The 22,072-nt window shown below is 35.6% G+C and carries 16 protein-coding genes; 6 read left to right on the plus strand and 10 right to left on the minus strand.

Annotated features, from left to right (window positions below; all coding sequences use genetic code 11):
* Window position 1 precedes the first annotated feature (1 nt).
* On the minus strand, window positions 2–934 hold the full coding sequence (locus tag ACS8MM_RS04635) for a hypothetical protein (protein WP_379713560.1): 933 nt from the start codon (window positions 932–934) through the stop codon (window positions 2–4).
* 6 nt (window positions 935–940) lie between these two features.
* Window positions 941–1,594 (minus strand): C40 family peptidase, encoded by a 654-nt coding sequence (locus tag ACS8MM_RS04640; RefSeq protein WP_379713562.1) that lies wholly within the window; start codon window positions 1,592–1,594, stop codon window positions 941–943.
* A 225-nt stretch (window positions 1,595–1,819) separates the two neighbouring features.
* Between ACS8MM_RS04640 and ACS8MM_RS04645 the strand changes: the two genes are divergently transcribed.
* Genes ACS8MM_RS04645 through ACS8MM_RS04655 form a run of 3 tightly spaced genes read left to right on the plus strand, consistent with a single transcriptional unit; the run spans window position 1,820 to window position 6,456 of the window.
* Window positions 1,820–2,896: a PKD domain-containing protein gene (locus ACS8MM_RS04645; RefSeq protein ID WP_379713564.1), complete on the plus strand. Its 1,077-nt coding sequence runs from the start codon at window positions 1,820–1,822 to the stop codon at window positions 2,894–2,896.
* Between the two features lie 17 nt (window positions 2,897–2,913).
* The gene (locus tag ACS8MM_RS04650; RefSeq protein WP_379713566.1) at window positions 2,914–3,987 is read left to right on the plus strand and encodes a PKD domain-containing protein; all 1,074 of its coding nucleotides are present in this window, start codon (window positions 2,914–2,916) and stop codon (window positions 3,985–3,987) included.
* Window positions 3,988–4,011: 24 nt separating this feature from the next.
* Complete coding sequence (locus tag ACS8MM_RS04655; protein ID WP_379713568.1) at window positions 4,012–6,456, plus strand: AAA family ATPase; 2,445 nt, start codon at window positions 4,012–4,014, stop codon at window positions 6,454–6,456.
* Window positions 6,457–6,493: 37 nt separating this feature from the next.
* On the opposite strand, the gene ACS8MM_RS04660 is transcribed toward ACS8MM_RS04655, so the two are convergent.
* The 7 genes from ACS8MM_RS04660 to ACS8MM_RS04690 all read right to left on the minus strand — a co-directional run bounded on the left by ACS8MM_RS04660 (window position 6,494) and on the right by ACS8MM_RS04690 (window position 13,231).
* Window positions 6,494–8,338: a type VI secretion system baseplate subunit TssF gene (locus ACS8MM_RS04660; protein WP_379713570.1), complete on the minus strand. Its 1,845-nt coding sequence runs from the start codon at window positions 8,336–8,338 to the stop codon at window positions 6,494–6,496.
* A 4-nt stretch (window positions 8,339–8,342) separates the two neighbouring features.
* Window positions 8,343–8,777, minus strand: coding sequence for a GPW/gp25 family protein (locus ACS8MM_RS04665; protein ID WP_379713572.1), 435 nt, complete (start codon window positions 8,775–8,777; stop codon window positions 8,343–8,345).
* A 1-nt stretch (window position 8,778) separates the two neighbouring features.
* Entirely contained in the window at window positions 8,779–9,468 is a 690-nt protein-coding gene (locus ACS8MM_RS04670; protein ID WP_379713574.1) for a hypothetical protein, read from the minus strand.
* Window positions 9,469–9,602: 134 nt separating this feature from the next.
* The gene (locus ACS8MM_RS04675; protein WP_379713576.1) at window positions 9,603–10,934 is read right to left on the minus strand and encodes a retropepsin-like aspartic protease; all 1,332 of its coding nucleotides are present in this window, start codon (window positions 10,932–10,934) and stop codon (window positions 9,603–9,605) included.
* 65 nt (window positions 10,935–10,999) lie between these two features.
* Window positions 11,000–11,713 carry a LytR/AlgR family response regulator transcription factor gene (locus ACS8MM_RS04680; RefSeq protein WP_379713578.1) on the minus strand — a complete coding sequence of 238 codons (714 nt, stop codon included), beginning with the start codon at window positions 11,711–11,713 and terminating at the stop codon, window positions 11,000–11,002.
* Window positions 11,710–12,777, minus strand: a complete 1,068-nt coding sequence (locus ACS8MM_RS04685; protein ID WP_379713580.1) for a sensor histidine kinase — start codon at window positions 12,775–12,777, stop codon at window positions 11,710–11,712. Before ACS8MM_RS04685 ends, ACS8MM_RS04680 begins: the two co-directional genes overlap by 4 nt.
* A gap of 70 nt (window positions 12,778–12,847) precedes the next feature.
* Window positions 12,848–13,231, minus strand: a complete 384-nt coding sequence (locus ACS8MM_RS04690; protein ID WP_379713582.1) for a DoxX family protein — start codon at window positions 13,229–13,231, stop codon at window positions 12,848–12,850.
* Window positions 13,232–13,384: 153 nt separating this feature from the next.
* Here ACS8MM_RS04690 and ACS8MM_RS04695 point away from each other — a divergent pair, with 153 nt between their 5' ends.
* Complete coding sequence (locus tag ACS8MM_RS04695) at window positions 13,385–14,578, plus strand: pyridoxal phosphate-dependent aminotransferase (RefSeq protein ID WP_379713584.1); 1,194 nt, start codon at window positions 13,385–13,387, stop codon at window positions 14,576–14,578.
* 60 nt (window positions 14,579–14,638) lie between these two features.
* Here ACS8MM_RS04695 and ACS8MM_RS04700 read toward each other — a convergent pair whose 3' ends face one another.
* Window positions 14,639–19,624 carry a T9SS type B sorting domain-containing protein gene (locus ACS8MM_RS04700; protein ID WP_379713586.1) on the minus strand — a complete coding sequence of 1,662 codons (4,986 nt, stop codon included), beginning with the start codon at window positions 19,622–19,624 and terminating at the stop codon, window positions 14,639–14,641.
* A 158-nt stretch (window positions 19,625–19,782) separates the two neighbouring features.
* Here ACS8MM_RS04700 and folE point away from each other — a divergent pair, with 158 nt between their 5' ends.
* Complete coding sequence (folE, locus tag ACS8MM_RS04705) at window positions 19,783–20,454, plus strand: GTP cyclohydrolase I FolE (RefSeq protein ID WP_379713588.1); 672 nt, start codon at window positions 19,783–19,785, stop codon at window positions 20,452–20,454.
* A gap of 132 nt (window positions 20,455–20,586) precedes the next feature.
* Window positions 20,587–22,068, plus strand: a complete 1,482-nt coding sequence (gene cysS / locus ACS8MM_RS04710; protein ID WP_379713590.1) for a cysteine--tRNA ligase — start codon at window positions 20,587–20,589, stop codon at window positions 22,066–22,068.
* The last annotated feature ends 4 nt before the right edge of the window (window positions 22,069–22,072 follow it).

Raw genomic sequence — 22,072 nt, forward strand, 5'->3', positions numbered from 1 at the left:
ATTATATTCTGGTAGTTATTCCCAGCACAGTTTCTTTTTGGTTAAAATCAAATAATTCTATTTCTTCAGGAAGAAGAACAGTTGTTTTTACATCGACTTCCATAGGCAGGAAATGTTCATAAAAAAGGGTAATAAATTTTTTAATTCCTCCTTCATGAATATATTCTGTGAATGCACTATTTCTTAATGGTCCGATTCTGAATTCGAGGTTTAAGGAATAATCCAAATACGACATTCCTGATATCATGTCAAGTCCTAATTGACAATTATTCAAGGTTACACTTTGCTCACTGTTTGATTGATCACGGTAACCTAACTCAATGATCTCCACTTTCTCTTCCAATAGATATTCAAGACATTCGGCCGTTTTATCCAATTTCCCAACCATTTTATGTACAAAAGGAATCAATCGGATAAACTTCGCAACTAATACTTCAGGCATTGATTTGTCAATATCCCAAAACTCATAGAAAAATTGAAATGTCTTTCCTTCATTCAATTTGAACAAAAAATCTTTTTCAGCCTTTTCTCTAATCAAACCGTTTAAAAAGAATTCATTTTCAAATGGCAAAAAAAACAACCGGGCTTCTTCTTCCTCTTTTTGCTGAACACGATACTCTTTCGTCATATCGTCTACCGACTGGTTCAATCGATCCGTTTTAGGGTAATGAAAAACACCTTCCGGTAGACCATCATAAATCCCATCCCTTGAAACGTCAATTTTCAGAAACTGCGTTGCATCATAATCATAATCGATTATTTCACAACCCAAAATATCGGTACTGTATGGTCTTTTAAATTGCCCTTTGAAGTTGATTAAAAAATCAGGATTGTACTCCTTTTCTTTCTCCAATAAAGGTGCTAAGACTACTTCAGCTTTTAAATCAAAAGGCAGCGCATTAATTTTTTTCTTAACTTCTTCTATCCTATTCATTGCAAACTAATTTGTTTTATCATCATCTGTTTTAATCCTTCCAGAAGCAAAGTACCTAGTTTGAAAATAGTCATCATTAAAATTGAATATTCTTAATCCTGATGACTTAGTGGTCGCTAATATTCGGTCATTCTTAAGATAAATAGCCACATCAGAAATTGGATTATCCTTATTGTATCGTAGAAAAATCAAATCTCCTTCTTCTAAATCAATTCTCGATAAAAACAATTCGATGTCTTTGGATTTAAATATTCCTAATGCCGTTCTTGGCAAACTCTTTTTATAAGCTTTGCTGTACAAAGCTTGTGCAAAAGGAACCATTGCCAAACTATCTTTTGAAAATGATCTGTTTCCATAGGGAGTACCTAACCATTTATCGATATATTCATAAAAATCGTAACTCTTTATTTCATCAGGTCTTACACTCAATAAAACAGCATATTTTTCTTTTACTCGAATCTGTTCATCGGTAAGACCTTCTTCATATTGATCTGCTAATCGATGATTCGGTTTAGTTTCTTTAATCCCTAATTCATCTTTTATTTTATTTTCATCGTATTTCAACTTCAACGGTACCTCATCAATATATTTTGGGTTACCACAGCTAATTCCAAGAAATAACAATGTTAGTATTGAAACTTTTTTAATTAAGGAGTACATAATAAATTATATATTTGTAATTTATTTCTTACAAAAGAAATACTTTTTCAGAAATAAAAAAATGTATTAATCAATTTTAACTATTAAAAAAAGTTAGAGGCTAAAAAACACCACGTAAAACTCTTCTTACAAAACAAATATATAATTTTATATTTATGTAAGAATTTTTTTTCAAAATATTAGTTATAAAATTTTTTTTTCACTAAGTTCGTCAACAAAAAAATTATGGCTCGAGGAGCAAAAGGCATACAAAGTTTATTACTGAATTTTGATTATAGAATATTATTAGTTTTCATCTCCATACTATTTTTTGGAGCTGTCTTTCTGTTTTCAAAACTGATTCATTCTGTGGATTGTGAAAATGCCACATTCTATGTAGTGGCAAAAAACAGAATTGTTGGAGAAACCATTGAATTTTATAATGAAACCCCAAATGCAAGTACATGGGAGTGGAATTTTGGTGATGGTTCCAAAAACCAGTTTGAAAAAAATGTTACTCATCATTTTAAAAATCCTGGAAAATACAGAGTTACACTTAGCATTAATGACAACTGTATCGCCTACAAGGATGTAGTCATTAAATCAATCGGTGATTTGGCCAAACGTACAAGAATTCCAGAAATTATAGCTCCGAAAGTCGTTAAAGTAGGCGAAGAAGTCGTTTTTGATTACTATTACAACGGCAATGATATTTTTTCTTGGGAATGGAGTTTTGGTGAATCTTCGAGACTTGACGATACCGAAAGTAATCCCATTCATGTCTATAGAACACCTGGACAAAAGAAAGTCACACTCATAATCAATGGGAATATTGCCAGCATGACATCTGCAACTATTTTTGTAAAACCAAAAGATCCGGAAATTGCAGATACACAAATTGAAGATGTAGAAATCAAACCTTTAAAACTTAGACCCGGCCCTTCACAAATTGATCCCGCTGAGGAATATGCCATGACGCTTCCTGTAGTTCCGCCTTCGTCGAAAAAGAGACAAAAAACGAACAGTCAAGGGAAAAATTTAGCACCTTCCATTTCTGAAGAACAATTCGAATTATTACTGCATCAAGTAGCGAAACAAAGTAAAACAAAAGATGATTTTGGCCCTTACTTATGCGAAGATTATAAAATACCTGTACTAATAAATGATTCGAAAATTATGCCTTTCGATGAATTTTGCAAAAAAATCACAGGCAAAACATTAAAAATTTCGAACATCCGATTGTCCACCAATAATGACAATTGTGTTGTGAATGTTGAAATAGCATATAAAATAAAAAAACATCTTATTTGGATTACTGATTAACTTCCAAAAACATCCTTATGAATAGAAATCCAAGAGGCTTAAAACAAGTATTTGCAAATTTTGAAACCAAAATCATAACTCTTTTTGCCTTACTTTTAGTTACAAGTATCATAGTTTTCAGCTTTAAATACAAAAAACATGTCGATTGTGATACTTCCGATTTTTACATCGTTGCCGAAAACTTTTCAGTAGGTGAAGTTATTGAATTTCATAACGAAACCTTAAACGCTACTGATTGGAAATGGGATTTTGGTGATGGTAGTCCAAGAGAAACCAAAAACCATGCATTACATAAATATACAGAACCAGGAATATATACCGTTACATTGGTGATTAATGGTTTTTGTCTGAAAGAAAAGAAAATCCAAATAAAGGATCATGGAGAAATTTTAGACCGAACAAAATTACCCACAATCATTGCTCCCAAAATTGCAACTGTCGGTCAAAAAATCAATTTCACTTACAAATACTATACTAATGAAACGTTTTCGTGGGAATGGTGTTTTGGAGAAACGGGTCAGATTGACAATACAAATGAATTTGCAAGTTATAGTTTCAGGACTCCAGGCCCTAAAACAATCACCCTTATTGTAAATGGCGAATATAAATTCAAAACCTCCAAAATCATTTACATCAAGCCTCGTCCAACCTTCAAAAAAGACAGTGAGATGATGTTGGAAGAAGGATATACTTATGAAAAACCTGTAAATGCTTTTTACAAACCAAAAGGTAACCCTAAACCCGACTATTCCGATACTTGGTTAAAACCAATTCCAACACGATCAAAAGAAAGACATATCACCGAATTCGCACCCGATATCTCTGAAAATCAGTTCGAATTGCTCATTCATCAGGTAGCCAATCAAACCAAGCAAAAAGAAGATTTCAGTAAATACATTTGTGATAATTATCAAATCCCTGTTATTAAAAACGGAGATCAGGTGATTGCTTTTGAAGAATTCTGTACAAGAATAAAAGGCAAAGAGATAAAAATTGAATCCTTACGACTAACCAGAGATAATCTGAACTGTATTGATGGATTTACCATTACCTATAAAGTCAAAGGACTTCTGGGTTGGACCGAGGACTAAGATAACGATAAGAAAAGCTAAAACATGATTACAGAAAATATCATTTTTCACGAAGACTTGCATTCCGCTCTTGAAATTGCAAAAAAAACTGCTCAGGAAGCCAAGCAAAAAGAATATACTGCAGCACATTTACTAAAAGCCATACTTCACAGAGATTTTACCCTGCTGAAAGAATTAGAATCTATGGGAAAAGACGTGTTTTTCATCGAAGAATGGGCAGAAGTACGTATGGATGAACTTCCAAAAACAATTAAACCTACGGAAGCGGAAGCACATGAATCTATCGATGAAGTAATCAGTGAAGCAGATGCTGTACGAGATATCTTAGGCAGAGAAGAAGTCGATTTGTTCGCTATTATGGTAGCATTGGCTACTCCTGGGGTCGGTTTTAACTTTGATCAAATGAAGAGTTTCCCCGTAACAAGAGCTGAATTGCTGACGGAACGAGAAGACGGAAAACTCAATTCTGAATTGCTTAATCTACCTTCAGAAAGATCCATTTCCAAATACATTCATAAATATTGTTTCAATAAAACAGCGAAAGCAAAAAAGAATCCGATTGAAATTGTTGCCAGAGATAAGGAAATCAAGGAAATTACAGAAATTTTATGTCGCTTTTCGAAACCCAATGTATTACTAAACGGATATCCTGGAGTAGGGAAATCGGCCATAATCAATGGATTTGCCAATGCAATAGTCACACACCAAGTTCCAGAAAAATTACTTAATACTGAAATTTTTGAATTGGACCTTGGAACACTTATCGCCGGTGCGTCCTATAAAGGCGAAATAGAAGACAGATTAAAAAAGTTGATCCAGGAATTAAAAACCTATCCCAAAGCCATTTTACTTATCGATGGAATCCATGTTTTACTGGATAAAAATAGTGATAACGCAGGTATATCAAGCATCTTAAAAAGTGAACTATCCAAAGGATTAACCTTGATAGCAACCACAACTATAGATGAGTTCACTAAAAAAATTGAAAAAGACGAAGTTCTTTCAGGCATGTTCGAGATGATTAAAGTAGATGAACCTGACGATGAAAGAGCATTTCGTATCATCAAAACCGCAATAAAATCTTACAATGATCACCATACTATTAGAACTAATGATGAAACTATTAGAGAATCTATCCGATTGTCTAAGCGTTATCTAAAAGAAAAAAGTCTACCTGAATCGGCACTTAATTTATTAGACAGAACCATGTCGGTGATTAAAACCGCAGGTGAATCCTTCCTGTCTGAAAAAGAAATCCTAAAATCCAAGTTAAAAAAAATTAAGGATCAGGACAGCGATAGTCAATTTCAGGAAGCTTCTTGGCTCTATAGCGATATCAAAAGGAAAGCGCATTATTTGCTTACCCAAGAAAATTTTGATGACGAAAACATTTCGGAAATCACTTTGGACGATTTATTCCTTAAATTGGACAATCTACTAGAGAAGCTCACAACTATTGCTCAAGAGAAAAAAGAACACATTGAGCCCATTGATTTGGGAGCTATTGTTGCTCAAAAAACAAATATTCCTTTGGGAAAACTTCAAACCGAAGAAAAAGACCGTCTACAAAACATGGATGCGATCTTGAAGAAACGTGTTGTAGGTCAGGATTTAGCAATACAAATTGTATCAGAATCCGTTCTAGAGTCTCGATCTGGTTTAAGTAAAGCTGGTCAACCTATTGGATCGTTCTTCTTTCTTGGTCCAACGGGAACTGGAAAAACGGAATTGGCCAAATCTCTAGCTGATTTCTTATTCCAAGATGAAAACGCCATTATTCGTTTTGATATGTCCGAATTCAAAGAAGAACATTCTGCGGCATTACTCTACGGGGCGCCTCCAGGCTATGTAGGTTATGAAGATGGTGGTCTGTTAGTGAATAAAATCAGACAGAAGCCCTACTCTATTGTACTCTTCGATGAAATTGAAAAAGCACATCCTTCTGTATTTGACGTTTTTCTTCAAATAATGGATGAAGGAAAATTACATGACCGTCTCGGAAAAGAAGGTGATTTTTCGAATGCACTTATTCTTTTTACGTCCAATATCGGATCTCAATTTATCGTAGATTCTATTACAAACGGCAGCGGATATCCAAGCTCAAATCAACTAATGGAAATCATGACCAAAAATTTCCGACCTGAGTTTTTGGGACGTTTAACTGAAATCATTCCTTTTGCACCAATCTCCAAAGACAATGCGATGGGGATCTTTGAAATTCATTTGAAAAAGGAATTGTTTGACTTAGTAAAGTCATTAGAAATTACCTTACATATTTCAGAAGAGGCGAAATCATTCCTAGTTGACAACGGATTCAATGCTACCTATGGAGCAAGACCTTTAAAAGGCATTATCCGATCGGAATTGAGAAGACCACTTGCTAAAAAGATTATATCCAATGAAGTCAAAGAAGGTAGTGTGGTAACCATTGCTTTGGAAAATGGAGAATTAACTTGGTCAATTGTATAAAAAAAGGAGCTATTTAAGCTCCTTTTTTATTTATTCATCAATTAACAATTAAACGATACGGGTATGTATTTGAGGATACCTGATCGAGTTTATGCAATAAATTATCGCATAAATAATTCCATTCATTATCGGTAACCGGATATTCCGTATCGGTATTTTTAGTGACTTTAATATCGATTGTTCTTACAAAACCTGTTTTAAGAGAAGTATCAATTTTCGTTCCTTTACCTACTTCAACTTTGGCTATTGAAAATCCAAAATGATTCATTGTAAACGTTTTTATATCTGCGAAAGTAACAATACGACCGTGCGTTAATAAAGCCTCTCTGTAAGAAAGTATCTTCTCTCCTGATGTAAGGCGTGTTTTTCCTCCTACACTTGTTTGCACCAAATACATGGAATTTGCAATAAAATCAGTTCCCGACGGCAAATCTAATTTCGTACCCGGTTTAATTTCATTAGCCTCTTCCCCACAAGTTGACCAAAAGCTGACAAAAAATGAGTCGTTTTCATTTCTATCTTCATTGCTATTCGGTTTTATGATGACATAGGGAAAATTGGATTTGAGAAACGAGTTTTCTTTCGTTTGTTGCTCTAAAGTTGCAATGAGCTGATTCATTTCTCCAATCACATTTCGAACAAAATCACCTCCTAAAACAGAAAAAGAGGCACTTTCATCCTTTAACAATTCCAAGAGGTATTGCATCATTTCTGAAGCATTGCGCTCATCAAAACGCTCTACACCTTTGTGTCTTAATGTGGCTTGGCCGGATTCAATACTTGTTCTGGAAAAATCTTTCAGATGATAATTAAAACCTGTCGTGTCCGTAATCTCTTCAAGATCCAAAAAATGATCATTGTTAATTAAAGGAACATAGTTAATATAGGGGTCAATTCTTTGAGCCAAATTGATTAACCTTTTGTTGATAACAGGAAAACAATTCAACGAAAAACTCAGACTTTCAAAAATAGTATTGTTGATAACTTCTGGGAATTCAATCCTTAACCAGAAAACGTCTTTTTTTGCCGTTAATTTATCACTTTCGAAAGTATTTGCGATTTCTTCTGGAAGAGTAAACATATCGGGTTGGAGTGCAATTTCTTCTGTAAGATGAATGAATTTATCAGCATAAAAAGTATTGACTTCCGAATAAATTTGGTTGATGCGATTGTAATTTCTGGTTATAATTGCATCAACGTCAAAATCTTTCGTAGTGACATTATAACCTTCATTGAACTTAATTTGTCTGTCTCCAATAAAAAATTTGGCTTGTTTGAGATAATGATAAAATACTTCCCGTTGGTGCGAATTTTTAATTTCAACATAAAACATCAAATTCTTCAAAATTTCGTCAGTATCCAAACATTGAATACCTAGCCAAAAAGTTGAAGACTTCAACGATTTTGGCGATCTCAAATAAAATTCCTTATGAATTGTGTTATTGAATTGGTATAATGAAGAACCAAAAGCCATGAATTCCACTTCGGCTGTAGTCAATTGAAATGGTGCAGTTGGCCCAAAAAAGACTTCTTTGATAGTCGGTTTCACCGGATCATATATGTTGGGAATATTCCTCTTGCAGAAAAACTGATGTTCCAAAGAAACTTTATAATTATTCTCAGATGGCTTAGCGTGAACAATTGTTCTCGATGGCAATGCCCCAGCATTTGAAGCGGGCGACATAATTTCGATGAGACGTTCAACAATTCGGGTATGGGAATTATTCAGTTCTACGGACAATTTTTCCAATTCGGAAGCACATGCTTCTAAAAGTAATCCAACAATTGGATCGAAGGAAGTTTCCAGTTCACTGTCATTATATCCCCAAACTCTTGCGGCTCTTTTTAATATTCTATCTTTAATACGTTCTTGAATCTCCATAATTTTAAATATAAGAAAGCGGTCCTACGAAAAAGTAGCCATAAAAATTAAACGGTCTATTGGTTTTTTTCACATGCCCTTTTATCACAATATTGATCTTTTTTTTCATTCTGAGATTATGATTATAAGAAGCAGCTTTGGCTTCTGTGATAGACACTTCAATTTCGGTCAATTCTAATCTATACTCATGTTGTTTCACTGCATTTTTGAGGGCATCTCTGATTTTATCTTTTAATGTATTTTGATCTGAAAGCAAGTCAAAATCCATCTCCCAAATTTTACATCCGAATGTTTCATCAAATTTGCATTCACCAAATGACGAAGTGGCCACAAGATTTATAAATTGTGCTATTGAATGTTCGATATTCGTTTTTTCAATCTCTTTCTTCCCAATCAAATCCTTAAAACTAATTGGTGTTTTATAATATATTCCGTACATCTTACAGGTAAATTATCTTATTAATTTTTCCACTTTTATCCAATTCAAACTCCTTAATGCTTTTATTTCGTTTCATAACTTGAATTTCAACATTTGGAATTGTTTTAATGAACTTTTCTCGGTAGCGAATATCTCCAATAAATCGTTGTCCATTACTGTTATCAATCACACAAAAGAAATTGTCCCTTTTCGAAGTAGTAAAAAGAGTTTCCGGAATTTCACCTGCTACAAGATTGGCTACCGCATCCCCTTTTTTTAAGGTATAGGCTAGATAATTCTCTTTAAGGGTACGGTATCTAGATACCTCAAAATGTTCGATATTTACCTTTAACGGTTCATAGGAAATAGAAGGTAGACGTGTAATTTGTTTTTTAAACCATTCCAGACCAAAAAGTGAAAAACGTCCAATACTTTTAGTTGTCAATTCCTTCAATAATAAAGTATCTCTGGTGACCTGATAAAATGTGGTTTCATTCGTTTTATCATCAGTAACACTCATTTTATAAGTCATCAATTCGAGTTCGGATACTTTATTGTTTTTATGCAATTTTACTGTAACCAACCCTGATTCTTCATCGGTTATGACAATAGTTATGGTGTGTTTTGTAAGAGCAGAATCGAATTCACTCATTTTCTCTCTCTCTCCTACCCCGGCATATAAAGGTGAACCGGGATTATCTGTTATAGACATTGAAAGTCCTAGTTGTGGAAGTGGCATTACATTTTTTTATAAATGTAAGAAAAATACTTCAAACAAAGCAAGCTTTGAAAATTGTTTTAAAAAAAAGCTATGACAATCAAAATAACCAAATGATTACCAAACAATTATAATATTTTTTGAAGCTGAAATTTACCTTTTACTATAACTCCTTTCCTATCGACTTCGAGACGAATCATTTTACCTTCTTCGGAACGCAAAATCTCTACAATTTCTTCCAATTTATATTGATAAGCATAATGTCCGTTGATATTAACAATAATATCTCCTTTTTGAAAACCTGCTTGTTCTGCGGGAGAATTAGGTCTTATCTTAGTAATTTCATATTTTGGTTTTAATGAAAACTGATACTTAAAACTTATTGGAGAAGCATCTCTTAAGTCAACATTTATAACATTCGCAGGAACCAAATTTGCTCTAAACACCGTCTGCTCTTTAACCCAATGAAGACCAATGTGTCCAATCTCCAATCCACTCATATTATAGTTGAAAGGTTCCTTGAAATCAAGATTCTTTTTAAGATAAATCGTACCATTAGCATAATCAAACAATACATGGTATCGCTTAAGTATTTCTGAACCAATAGAGCCATTTCTTCCTGATCCCATGTTTACATGTCGAATCGATTCTTGATTCGGAAAGGATATTGTTGCATTATCGATAACACTGGTTCCCAATTTGATTTTTTCTACCCGAGATCTTTTACCGAAAATTTCTCCACTAAAACCGTTTCCTAAAAAATCATCAAAATAATTTTCTGGAGAAACAATGTTATTTTCCTTATTTTCAAAAAGCCAAATAGCATCGCTACCTCCAGAATCTACTAACAATCGAGTATTAATTTCTTTTCCATTTAATGTTACCTGAGCGTTGAGATACGGTTTTTTCATTTCGATATCCAAAGGTAAAACATCATAAGCTTTCTTTCTTTTTTCAGAAAAACCTGAACTTTCTTTATAAATAGTAATTTTTTTGGCTTTGTAATTCACTTCTACAAGATGATTCTTAAAAAACTCATATCCAATGATACCATGGACAGGAATACCTATCTGTGAAGAAAAATTGATTCCTTGATCCAAAATTATAAATACATCATGATTTGAATCTTCAAACTCCTTAATTTTCAACGTATTCGTTTTAGAATACAAAGCATCAATAGGTTCTCCATTACCTAATCCGCGCATTTTTATTTTCCTTACATTATTGAAAGTAATTGAATCTGTCTCTTCAAGGCTAAATAAAATCGTATTATCAACTCCGGTATCTAACAAAAAACTTAATTCAGCCCCATTAATATTTACAGGAATAATGATTAGATTATTACTGATTTTGAACGGGATTATGATTTTCTTTTTCTCAGAATTAAATCGAAACCCTTCCTGAGAAAAAGAAAAGTTAAACGCGTTCAAAAACACGATTATGAGGTAAATTTTTTTCATTAAAATGTTGGATTGATGATTGAACCTTCTCTATAAAGTTACAAATTCCCTAGGTAGGATTTTCTTTATGAAAAGTTAATGTTTTTATTTTCAGATTCTTTGTAAGTTCGCCCAACAGGAATTTTCACACCATTCACAACTAACTCATTCGCAGCATAAACTTCAATTTTATCTATTGAGACAATAAAAGATTTATGCACCCTTTTGAATTTATTTTTATCCAAAATGTCTTCAATTTTACTTATTGGCATTTTGATTTTAACATCTTCTGTTTTGGTATGAATAACAATATACTCTCTGAAACTTTCTATGAAAAAGATATCATCAGAAAAAATTTTAAACTGACGTTTACCCACATGCATCAAAATGTAATTACGCTCACTATGCTCGATCAAGGCCTCTTCAGCTTTCAAAAAATGCTTAAATTTTTGAACCGATTTAACAAAGCGATCATAAGGAATAGGTTTCAATAAGTAATCAACAACATCTAAATCATAACCTTCCAAAGCATAGTCATGATATGCCGTAGTCACAATTACTGCAGGTGGATCTGTTAATTTTCTTAAAAAATCGAATCCTTTCAAAATGGGTAAATGAAGATCCAGAAACAATAAATCAACGGTTTCATTTTTTAAAACCGAATGAGCGTGTATTGCATCGGAACAAATTTCAACCAATTTCAGCTCTTCATCCCTAGCTATAAATGATGCAACAATTTCTGCGGCAATAGGTTCATCTTCCACAATCAAACATCTGTATTTTCTTGAATGCTGTTTCATTTGTTAAAATCAATTTTTAGAGAAACCGAATAGATATTATTCTCTTTCTTGGTTTCAAGATTGTACTTTTTAGGGTAAAGTAATTCCAACTGCCTATTGATATTCTGTAATCCGATTTTTGTAGAGTCTGTCCTATTTCGTTCGTCAGTCGAATTGGAAACCTCATAATGCAATAGATTGTCTTTTAATTGCAATTTAATAGTGATGAACGCATCTGAAATGCTCTCCGAAGCTCCATATTTGAATGCGTTTTCAACAAACTGTAATAAAATCAACGGCGAAATTTCTTTAAAAGGCTGATCAACTTCATGAATAAATTGCAAATTCAGCTCTTTATGTCTTATTTTCTGAATGGAAATAAAATCTTGTATGTTTTCTATATCTTTCTCAATTGGAACAGTATCTTTTGCCGATTCAAAAATATTATACCGCATAATTTTGGATAACTTCAAAATAATATCCGGTGTTTCATCCGATTTTTTAATTGCCAAACCATAAATATTATTTAAGGTATTGAATAAAAAATGAGGATTAATCTGTGCTTTCAGAAACTTCAATTCGGTTTGCAATTTTTCCGATTTTAATTCACTCAATTCATTTTTCATGACCAAATGTTGACGGAACTTTTCAAAACCCAAAGCCAATGAAGCACCAAAACCAATATTCATCAAAGCATTGAAAATACCAAACAATGAAAAACTATCCACATCTTCTTTGACTCTATATATTACCTCATAAACAAAATAGTGACAGGAAACGCGGAAAGTGATTACAAAAAAAGCAATACATAAAATAACCGCTACTACCTTAACTACAACAGATCTAAAAAAAGCTTTTTCAGAATCTATGATTGCTAATAAACAATAAAAACAAGGTACGATCGACAAGTCAAACACCAGTATCGAAATAACCGAAAAATTGAGCACATCCAACCAATCAGTCCGTAAATGTTGAGGAAGATAGGTACTCAAGTAAGCATACTCCGAATTAACTTGATAGATAAAATATAATATCCAAAAAATAAGATGAGATGAGACTTTGTTTTTCATTAATACGAAAATCATGATTATATCTTTTAAAAGTAGAAAAATATCTACAAACAAACGTTTGTGGTCTACGAATTACTCCAAATAATCACATTTCTTTTCTAAAAATACCTTTCGGGAACCAAAAAGACAGGAACACAAAAATCAAAATAAAATTAAATTCAATCCCATTTCTACCTCCTCCAACAACATACCAACCTTCCCAAGCATGTACCATAACAATACCAGAAATCAACACTAGGATATTCAAAATCGCCGTAGGTTTTAAATGTTTATTTACCAATAAAGTATAAATTGAAAACAAATGGATTAATTTAACGGCTATGGCTACAGGTAATCCCAAAAACCCAAACCCTTTGGGAGACAAATATTCAATCCCAAAAGCAATCACATCCCCAGAAACGATAGATGGAACGCTGTGCATAAACATCACTACTGCCATTCCAAATCTTAGCAAAAACGTATCTTTCATATTTTTTTATTCAAGTGTAAGAAATGATTTCAGGATTGTAACCATCTTAGCTACCAACAGCAATTTGGCATCTATTTTTTAACAAATCAACCCGTTATAAGCCTTTTTATTTGGATAAAATGTTGCAAATTTGCATCACCAAACTTTTTAATTATGCCTAAAATATCAAACAAGGGCCAACACATGCCTGAATCACCAATCAGAAAATTGGTTCCATATGCTGAAACAGCAAAGAAAAAAGGTCACAAAGTATACCACCTAAACATTGGTCAACCTGATATCAAAACTCCTGAAGTAGCTTTAGAAGCGATTAAAAACAATGATATCAAAGTTTTAGAATACAGCCATTCGGCAGGATTTGAAAGTTACAGAACAAAACTAGCATTGAGCTATCAAAAAATAGGATTGCCAATCCATAAAGAAGATATTATCGTTACAACCGGAGGAAGTGAAGCGCTATTATTCGCTATGGGTAGTACAATGGATGCTGGTGATGAAATCATTATTCCTGAACCCTTTTATGCTAATTACAACGGATTTGCAACAGCATCGGGAGTTAGTGTAATTCCAGTAATTTCTGGAATTGAAACCGGTTTTGCATTACCCCCAATTGCAGATTTTGAAAAGTTAATCACTCCTAAAACCAAAGCGATCCTTATTTGTAATCCCGGAAATCCAACCGGTTATTTATACTCTGAAACTGAAATACAACAATTGGCTGAATTGGTAAAAAAACACGATTTATTCCTAATTGCTGATGAAGTTTACCGTGAATTTGTGTATGACGAAGGTGCCAAACACTATTCTGTTATGGATGTTCCTGGAATCGAAGAAAATGCTATTATGATTGATTCGGTTTCGAAACGTTACAGTATGTGTGGTGCTCGTATTGGTTGCATTGTTTCCAAAAACAAAGAAGTAATGGCTACAGCAATGAAATTTGCGCAGGCACGTTTATCTCCTCCAACCTACGAACAAATTGCTAGCGAAGCTGCTTTAGATACACCGCAAAGTTACTTTGACGAAGTAATCGACGAATACAGAGACCGTCGCGACACTTTAATTCGTGAAATGAATAAAATCCCAGGTGTGAAAATTGCTACACCAAAAGGCGCATTTTATTGTATTGCACAACTACCTGTAGCTGATGCTGATGATTTTGCGCAATGGTTATTAGAGTCATTCGACTTCAACAAAGAAACGGTTATGGTAGCTCCTGCCGCAGGATTCTATTCAACTCCTGGAATGGGTAAAAATGAAGTGCGTATTGCCTACGTTTTGAAAAAAGAAGATTTAATTAAATCGGTTCAAATTTTAGGTGAAGCCTTAAAAGCTTATAAAGGATAATTTTCACATTACTAAATAAAAAAAGGCTTTCGAAATCGAAAGCCTTTTTTTGTTACTTCATTATCTCTTCATTGCGAAATGTCCTCTGAATACTTTTTGTTGTGCATTTTCTTCATAATGAACAACAAACCAATAATCTGTCGAAGGCAATGGCTGATCCAAATAAGTTCCATCCCAACCTTGTCCTGATGGATATATTACTTTCAATAATTTACCCATTCTATCAAAAATCTCAATTTTGGAATTAGATTGAGAATTTAGAAATCCTATATTCCACACATCGTGAATACCATCTCCGTTTGGTGTAAAATATCTTGGAAAATCCACTAAATCAACTTGACCGGTAATTGGACTACATACATTGTGAATATCTCTTACACTAACAATATGCGCACCAGGTGTTACTCCTGTAAATACGTTACTAGATTGGTATTGTCCGTTGTCTAACTGATACTCATAATTCCCGGTTGGACTGGCAATCACTTCTATTGATAATGTTTCTGCAAAATAATTAGAAGTCACAAATGCTAAACTTTCAGGCGACGATGAAGTCTGAACTGTTGCCGATGCACTTGCCGTTGAACAAAATGGTGCTGCTATTGTCGTTGCTACCAAACTGTAGGTACCCGGTGCAGTTGCTAAATATGTACTTTGAGTTCCAACAGTATTATTTTGATCGTCTTTCCAAACAAATGTATAATCAGTAGCACTTAATTGTGAATCCAATAACAATGTACTTAGAACTGTTCCAGTTGCACTATCAACACACACATAACCGCCGTCTAACGATACTACAGGAATTGCATTTATAGTTACAGTTACTGGTTTAATATCCGAACAGGTTCCCACTGTACTCTTAATATAATACGTTCCACCTATTGCCACTGCACTAGGAGTTGCCAATGCAGTTGTAGCTGCAGCATTGGTCCAATACGTCAAAGTACCGCTTCCTGTACTGCCAGCTGTTACTGCTGCTGCGGTCAAATCCACTGTTGATGGTTCACAAACCGCTGCTGGATTCGTAATGACCAATACCGGACTTGGACTTACTGTAACCGTTACCGGTTCAATATCTGTACAAGATCCTACTGCACTTCTAATATAATACGTTCCACTTGTTGCTACTGCATTAGGGTTAGCCAATGGTGTAGTTGCCGCAGCATCTGTCCAATAACTTAAAGTACCATTACCCGTGCTACCTGCTGTAACTGCCAAGGCTGTCAAATCAACGGTCGCTGGTACACAAACAGCTGCCGGATTAGTGATCACTAAAGATGGTGTTGGATTAACTGTTACTGTTACCGCTTCGATATCCGAACAGGTTCCCACTGTACTCTTAATATAATATGTTCCACTTGTTGCCACCGCATTAGGACTTGCCAATGCAGTTGTAGCTGCAGCATTGGTCCAGTAACTTAATGTACCGCTACCTGTACTACCTGCCGTTACTGCTGCTGCCGTCAAATCAATCGTTGATGGAGCACAAACGGCTGCCGGATTTGTAATCACCAATACCGGACTTGGACTTACTGTAACCGTTACCGGTTCAATATCTGTACAAGATCCTACTGTACTTCTAATATAATACGTTCCACTTGTTGCTACTGCATTAGGGTTAACCAATGGTGTAGTTGCCGTAGCATCGGTCCAATAACTTAATGTACCACTACCCGTACTGCCTGTTGTAACTGCTGCCGCTGTCAAATCAACGGTCGCTGGTACACAAACAGCTGCCGGATTAGTAATCACTAACGATGGTGTTGGATTTACAGTTACGGTTACCGATTCGATATCCGAACAGGTTCCCACTGTACTCTTAATATAATACGTTCCACCTATTGCCACTGCACTAGGAGTTGCCAATGCAGTTGTAGCTGCAGCATTGGTCCAATACGTCAAAGTACCGCTTCCTGTACTGCCAGCTGTTACTGCTGCTGCGGTCAAATCCACTGTTGATGGTTCACAAACTGCTGCCGGATTGGTAATTACCAATACCGGACTTGGACTTACTGTAACCGTTACCGGTTCAATATCCGTACACGTACCCAAAGTACTCATAATATAATACGTACCACTTATTGCCACTGCATTAGGGTTAGCCAATGGTGTAGTTGCCGTAGCATCGGTCCAATAACTTAATGTACCACTACCCGTGCTTCCAGTTGTAACCGCTGCAGCTGTCAAATCAACGGTTGCAGGAACACAAACTGCTGCCGGATTGGTAATCACTAACGATGGTGTTGGATTTATTGTAACGGTTACCGCTTCGATATCCGAACAGGTTCCTACAGTACTCATAATATAGTAAGTACCACTTGTTGCTACTGCATTTGGACTTGCTAATGGTGCAGTTGCCGCTGCATCGGTCCAATAACTTAATGTACCGCTACCTGTACTGCCCGCCGTCACTGCTGCTGCCGTCAAATCAATCGTTGATGGTGCACAAACGGCTGCTGGATTGGTAATTACCAATACCGGACTTGGACTTACTGTAACCGTTACCGGTTCAATATCCGTACACGAACCCACTGTACTCATAATATAATATGTACCACTTGTAGCTACTGCATTAGGGTTAGTCAATGGTGTAGTTGCCGCAGCGTCAGTCCAATAACTTAATGTACCACTACCCGTGCTTCCAGTTGTAACCGCTGCCGCTGTCAAATCAACAGTTGCTGGTACACAAACTGCTGCTGGATTGGTAATCACTAAAGAAGGTGTTGGATTTATTGTAACGGTTACCGCTTCGATATCCGAACAGGTTCCTACAGTACTCATAATATAGTAAGTACCACTTGTTGCTACTGCATTTGGACTTGCTAATGGTGCAGTTGCCGCTGCATCGGTCCAGTAACTTAATGTACCACTACCTGTACTACCCACCGTCACTGCCGCTGCCGTTAAATCAACTGTAGTTGGCGCACAAACTGCTGCCGGATTGGTAATTACTAAAGAAGGAGTAGGATTTATTGTTACAGTTACCGGTTCAATATCTGTACAAGATCCCAATGTACTCATAATATAATACGTTCCACTTGTTGCCACGGCATTAGGGTTAGCTAATGGTGAAGTTGCCGCAGCATCTGTCCAATAACTCAATGTACCTCCACCGGTGCTTCCAGTTGTTACCGCTGTATCGGTTAAATCAACTGTAGTTGGCGCACAAACTGCTGCCGGATTGGTAATCACTAACGATGGTGATGGATTTATTGTAACGGTTACAGGTTCGATATCCGAACATGCACCTACAGTACTCATAATATAGTAAGTACCACTTGTTGCCACAGCATTCGGATTCGTTAATGCGTTTGTTGCCGCTACATCGGTCCAATAACTCAAAGTACCGCCTACAGTACTACCTGCCGTTACTGCCGGAGCTGTAATATCAACAGTTGCTGGTTCACATACTGCTGCAGGATCTGTAATGACTAAAACCGGTCCAGGATTGATAGTAACACTAACTGAAGGCGCTGAATAAGAAGGACATGTTCCAGAAGCTGCTATAAAATAACTTACTGTATAGGTACCGGGTGTGCTACCTTCCGGAGTTATTGCTCCAGATGTCGGATCAATTATTAAACCAGCAGGAGTTGCCGAAAAAGTACCATTAGATGTTAAGGCATTCAATGTTGGGTTTTGTGGTGTACTTACACTATCACAAAAAGGATCAGCGTAAGAAAAAGTCCCACTAGGTGATGCTACCAAATCAATGGTAAACGATCTAAAATTAGAACAACCTGTTGTATTCTGATCGATCACTTCAACCCAAATCGTTTGAGGGTATGTAGGAGAAACAGGAACATAAGCACTTAAAGAAGCATTTGGAATCTGTGTTCCAGGAGCACCCGCATTGTCCACATAATATTTAAAAACAAAATCAGCTGCTGGATAGCCATTCAACATGTAAACATTTTGATTGATGTTGAATGGAGGTGTACCACACTGAACGATATTCTGTGGGTCTCTTGTAGGTAGTGGTCCTTCAACATCTACCGAAACATCATCCTGAATTACAACTTGTGTACCATCGCATCGGGTATAGGTAGCCACTGCAGTGTAGGTTGTAGGTCCACTAACGTTCACCGTAAGATTATTAATACCTGTTCCACCGCTAACTCCAGGGCCTAAAGAAGTAGCGCCATTGAACCATTCAATAGACACATTTGATCCCCCTGCTGCTGATGGTGTAAAACGCCATGCCTCATTCGTAGCACTCCAAGCTCCAGTGTTTCTTCCCGGAGGAATTGCTGCCAAAGTACCTGACTGATTCATAACACCTATAACACCAACTCCACTCTGCCATCCTGTACAAGGAGTTCTATTTTTCACTAAAACATCAATGGTATTGGTTGTTTCATATAAAATGATTTGTGATGTTTGCAAACCAACCCCTGAGCCACAACTAAATTGAGGTAATTCGTTAAAGTTCGCAACAAAAGCTCTGTTGGGATAGGTACCTGTTGTATAAAATCGTACTCTTTGTACTGCAGGATTAGTTACTGGAGGGGTTCTGATATCAGTATCTTGATACACCCCATAAATAGCATTTTTTTCTCGAAATGTTGTTGGATTGGTTGTTGGCAAAGTTGAAGAAAATGACCAGTCGCAACCACTATGTGTAGAGCTAACATCTGTAGAATTTGGCAACTCCGTTCCACCAGGTATACCCCCTGGAACAACAGATGGATGTATATTAAAACTTATAATACCATTCGATCCAATCAGAATATGTGTATAATTTACACCATAAAAACAAAATGGAAAAGGCAACTCATACAATCTAGACCAAACATCATCATTATTAGTAGTAGTAATCTCTTCACCACTTGTAAATGAATACGCCGGGGCAAACGGAATGGACGTTACCGTATAATTATTGGTATTAGTAGCGTAGGTTTGAAGAAAATCTGCTTGAAGAGTTGTTGCATCACCAGGTGCACAGACAGGTAATGGTGGTACCGTATTAACATAAACAGTAGGTGCATTTTGACCAAAGGAATTCCCCCATACAATTGATAAAAACAGCACAAGTAGTTTTATTTTCATAATTTAGTTCTATTTATTTTGTAAAAAACGTCGAAATTTAGCAATTTTTTAACCATACACGGTTTTTTTTTAGATTTTTTTTAAGAAATAATCTCATTCCATAAATTCAATATAATACGTATATTTGCCTCATAATTGTAAATACGAGAAATAATAGAATGGCTCATAACGAAGATTTTCAAGAAGAAATTGGAAATAACCATATAGCAACAAGTGCAACCAATCCTTTACGTAAGGACGCATTTGACAAAACCGATGACGAAAAAATTGCATTGATTAAAAAAGATGTGGAAAGCATTTTGATTACTCTTGGAATGGATTTAACTGATGATAGCTTAAGCGGAACTCCTAACCGTGTGGCAAAAATGTTTGTAAAAGAAATATTTGGCGGGTTACATCCTAATAAGAAACCTGGCTCTTCTACTTTTCAAAATCATTACAAATACAATGAAATGCTTGTAGAAAAAAACATTGTAGTGTATTCTACTTGCGAGCATCATTTATTACCTATTATAGGTAGAGCTCATGTTGCCTATATCTCTAATGGTAACGTAATCGGTTTATCTAAAATGAACCGCATCGTTGATTATTACGCAAAACGTCCGCAAGTACAAGAACGTTTAACCATGCAAATTGTACAAGAGATGCAACGTGTATTAGGAACAGAAGATGTTGCTTGTGTAATTGACGCAAAACACTTGTGCGTGAATTCAAGAGGTATCAAAGATATCGAAAGTAGCACCGTTACTTCTGAATTTGGAGGTAAATTCAAAAACGAAGCAACAAGAAAAGAATTCTTAGATTATATCAAATTAGACACTAAATTTTAAAACATAGCCCTGATAGCAGCGGCATCCTTTAAAATGGTCATTGAAAAATGGCCATTTTGAAGATATAGCGGATAGCAGGACCGAGCATCTTCCAAAAACTGAGTGTTGTGCTCCTAAAAAACAAATTAAAAAATGGCCTTATATCAAACTCATTCATTGCAAGTTTACAATACGATTTCGGGTGAAAAAGAAACTTTCACTCCATTACACGAAGGTAATATTGGTATGTATGTATGTGGTCCAACCGTTTACAGTCATGTTCACTTGGGTAACGTTCGTACATTTATGAGTTTTGATATGATCTACCGTTATTTTTTACATCTAGGCTATAATGTACGCTATGTAAGAAATATCACTGACGCAGGACATTTAACGGATGATGGGAACGTGGAAAATGATCGTTTCGTTAAACAAACCCGTTTAGAAAAATTAGAACCAATGGAAGTGGTACAGAAATACACTGTTTACTTTCATAAGGTTTTGGATGTATTCAATTTCCTACCTCCCAATATCGAACCCACTGCAACAGGCCATATCATTGAACAAATTGAATTGACACAAAAGTTAATTGAAGATGGATTTGCCTATGTAAGCAATGGCTCCGTCTATTTTGATGTACAAGAATACAACAAAAGAGGCATGAATTATGGCGAACTAAGCAATCGCAATATTGATGAGTTGTTTGCCAACACAAGAGACTTAGACGGTCAGAATGAGAAGAAAAACCCTCAGGATTTCGCGTTATGGAAAAGTGCTTCTCCGGCTCATATCATGCGCTGGAACTCACCTTGGGGTGAAGGATTTCCAGGTTGGCACCTAGAGTGTACCGCAATGAGTACTAAATATTTAGGTGAAACTTTTGATATTCATGGCGGCGGAATGGATTTGAAATTCCCGCATCATGAATGTGAAATCGCACAAGGGAAAGCACGCAACGGTGTAACTCCCGTAAAATACTGGATGCATACCAACATGCTTACCATGAACGGATTGCGTATGAGCAAATCTACCGGAAATTTCATTCTACCAATGGAATTGCTGAATGGCGACAATGATTTCTTCGAAAAAGCATTCAGCCCTAGCATTGTTCGTTTCTGCTTTATGCAAGCACATTACCGAAGCGTATTGGACATTTCCAACGAAGCAATGGTAGCGAGCGAAAAAGGATTCATCCGCTTAATGGAAGGAATTAAATTAATTGATTCATTAGCAACCAGCACTACATCTAGTGTAGACATTACTACATGGAAACAATCGTGCTATAATGCTATGAACGATGATTTCAATACGCCAATTTTAATTGCACAGTTGTTTGAAGGTATTCGTTACATTAATTTAATTAACGACAAGAAGGAAACCATTACGGAAGCAGATTTAGCAACACTAAAAGCCACACTACAGCTTTTTGTCTTTGACATATTAGGTATCAGAAATGAAGCGGAAATAGCCAACAACTCTGATAAATTGAGTGGCGTTATCGAAATGCTAATTGGCATGCGTAATGAAGCTCGTGCCAATAAAAACTGGGCGTTATCTGATGAAATCAGAGATCAGTTAGCCGCACTGGACATTGTCCTGAAAGACGGAAAAGAAGGAACTACATTTACGTTTTAATATA

The organism is Flavobacterium sp. MAHUQ-57 (genome assembly GCF_051908335.1).
In the GTDB taxonomy this organism is placed as follows: Bacteria; Bacteroidota; Bacteroidia; order Flavobacteriales; family Flavobacteriaceae; genus Flavobacterium.

Bases quoted from the DNA above. Each gene is read 5' to 3' on its own strand.
- ACS8MM_RS04635 (WP_379713560.1), bottom strand. From the start codon at position 934: ATGAATAGGATAGAAGAAGTTAAGAAAAAAATTAATGCGCTGCCTTTT.
- ACS8MM_RS04640 (WP_379713562.1), bottom strand. From the start codon at position 1,594: ATGTACTCCTTAATTAAAAAAGTTTCAATACTAACATTGTTATTTCTT.
- ACS8MM_RS04645 (WP_379713564.1), top strand. From the start codon at position 1,820: ATGGCTCGAGGAGCAAAAGGCATACAAAGTTTATTACTGAATTTTGAT.
- ACS8MM_RS04650 (WP_379713566.1), top strand. From the start codon at position 2,914: ATGAATAGAAATCCAAGAGGCTTAAAACAAGTATTTGCAAATTTTGAA.
- ACS8MM_RS04655 (WP_379713568.1), top strand. From the start codon at position 4,012: ATGATTACAGAAAATATCATTTTTCACGAAGACTTGCATTCCGCTCTT.
- ACS8MM_RS04660 (WP_379713570.1), bottom strand. From the start codon at position 8,338: ATGGAGATTCAAGAACGTATTAAAGATAGAATATTAAAAAGAGCCGCA.
- ACS8MM_RS04665 (WP_379713572.1), bottom strand. From the start codon at position 8,777: ATGTACGGAATATATTATAAAACACCAATTAGTTTTAAGGATTTGATT.
- ACS8MM_RS04670 (WP_379713574.1), bottom strand. From the start codon at position 9,468: ATGTCTATAACAGATAATCCCGGTTCACCTTTATATGCCGGGGTAGGA.
- ACS8MM_RS04675 (WP_379713576.1), bottom strand. From the start codon at position 10,934: ATGAAAAAAATTTACCTCATAATCGTGTTTTTGAACGCGTTTAACTTT.
- ACS8MM_RS04680 (WP_379713578.1), bottom strand. From the start codon at position 11,713: ATGAAACAGCATTCAAGAAAATACAGATGTTTGATTGTGGAAGATGAA.
- ACS8MM_RS04685 (WP_379713580.1), bottom strand. From the start codon at position 12,777: ATGATTTTCGTATTAATGAAAAACAAAGTCTCATCTCATCTTATTTTT.
- ACS8MM_RS04690 (WP_379713582.1), bottom strand. From the start codon at position 13,231: ATGAAAGATACGTTTTTGCTAAGATTTGGAATGGCAGTAGTGATGTTT.
- ACS8MM_RS04695 (WP_379713584.1), top strand. From the start codon at position 13,385: ATGCCTAAAATATCAAACAAGGGCCAACACATGCCTGAATCACCAATC.
- ACS8MM_RS04700 (WP_379713586.1), bottom strand. From the start codon at position 19,624: ATGAAAATAAAACTACTTGTGCTGTTTTTATCAATTGTATGGGGGAAT.
- folE (WP_379713588.1), top strand. From the start codon at position 19,783: ATGGCTCATAACGAAGATTTTCAAGAAGAAATTGGAAATAACCATATA.
- cysS (WP_379713590.1), top strand. From the start codon at position 20,587: ATGGCCTTATATCAAACTCATTCATTGCAAGTTTACAATACGATTTCG.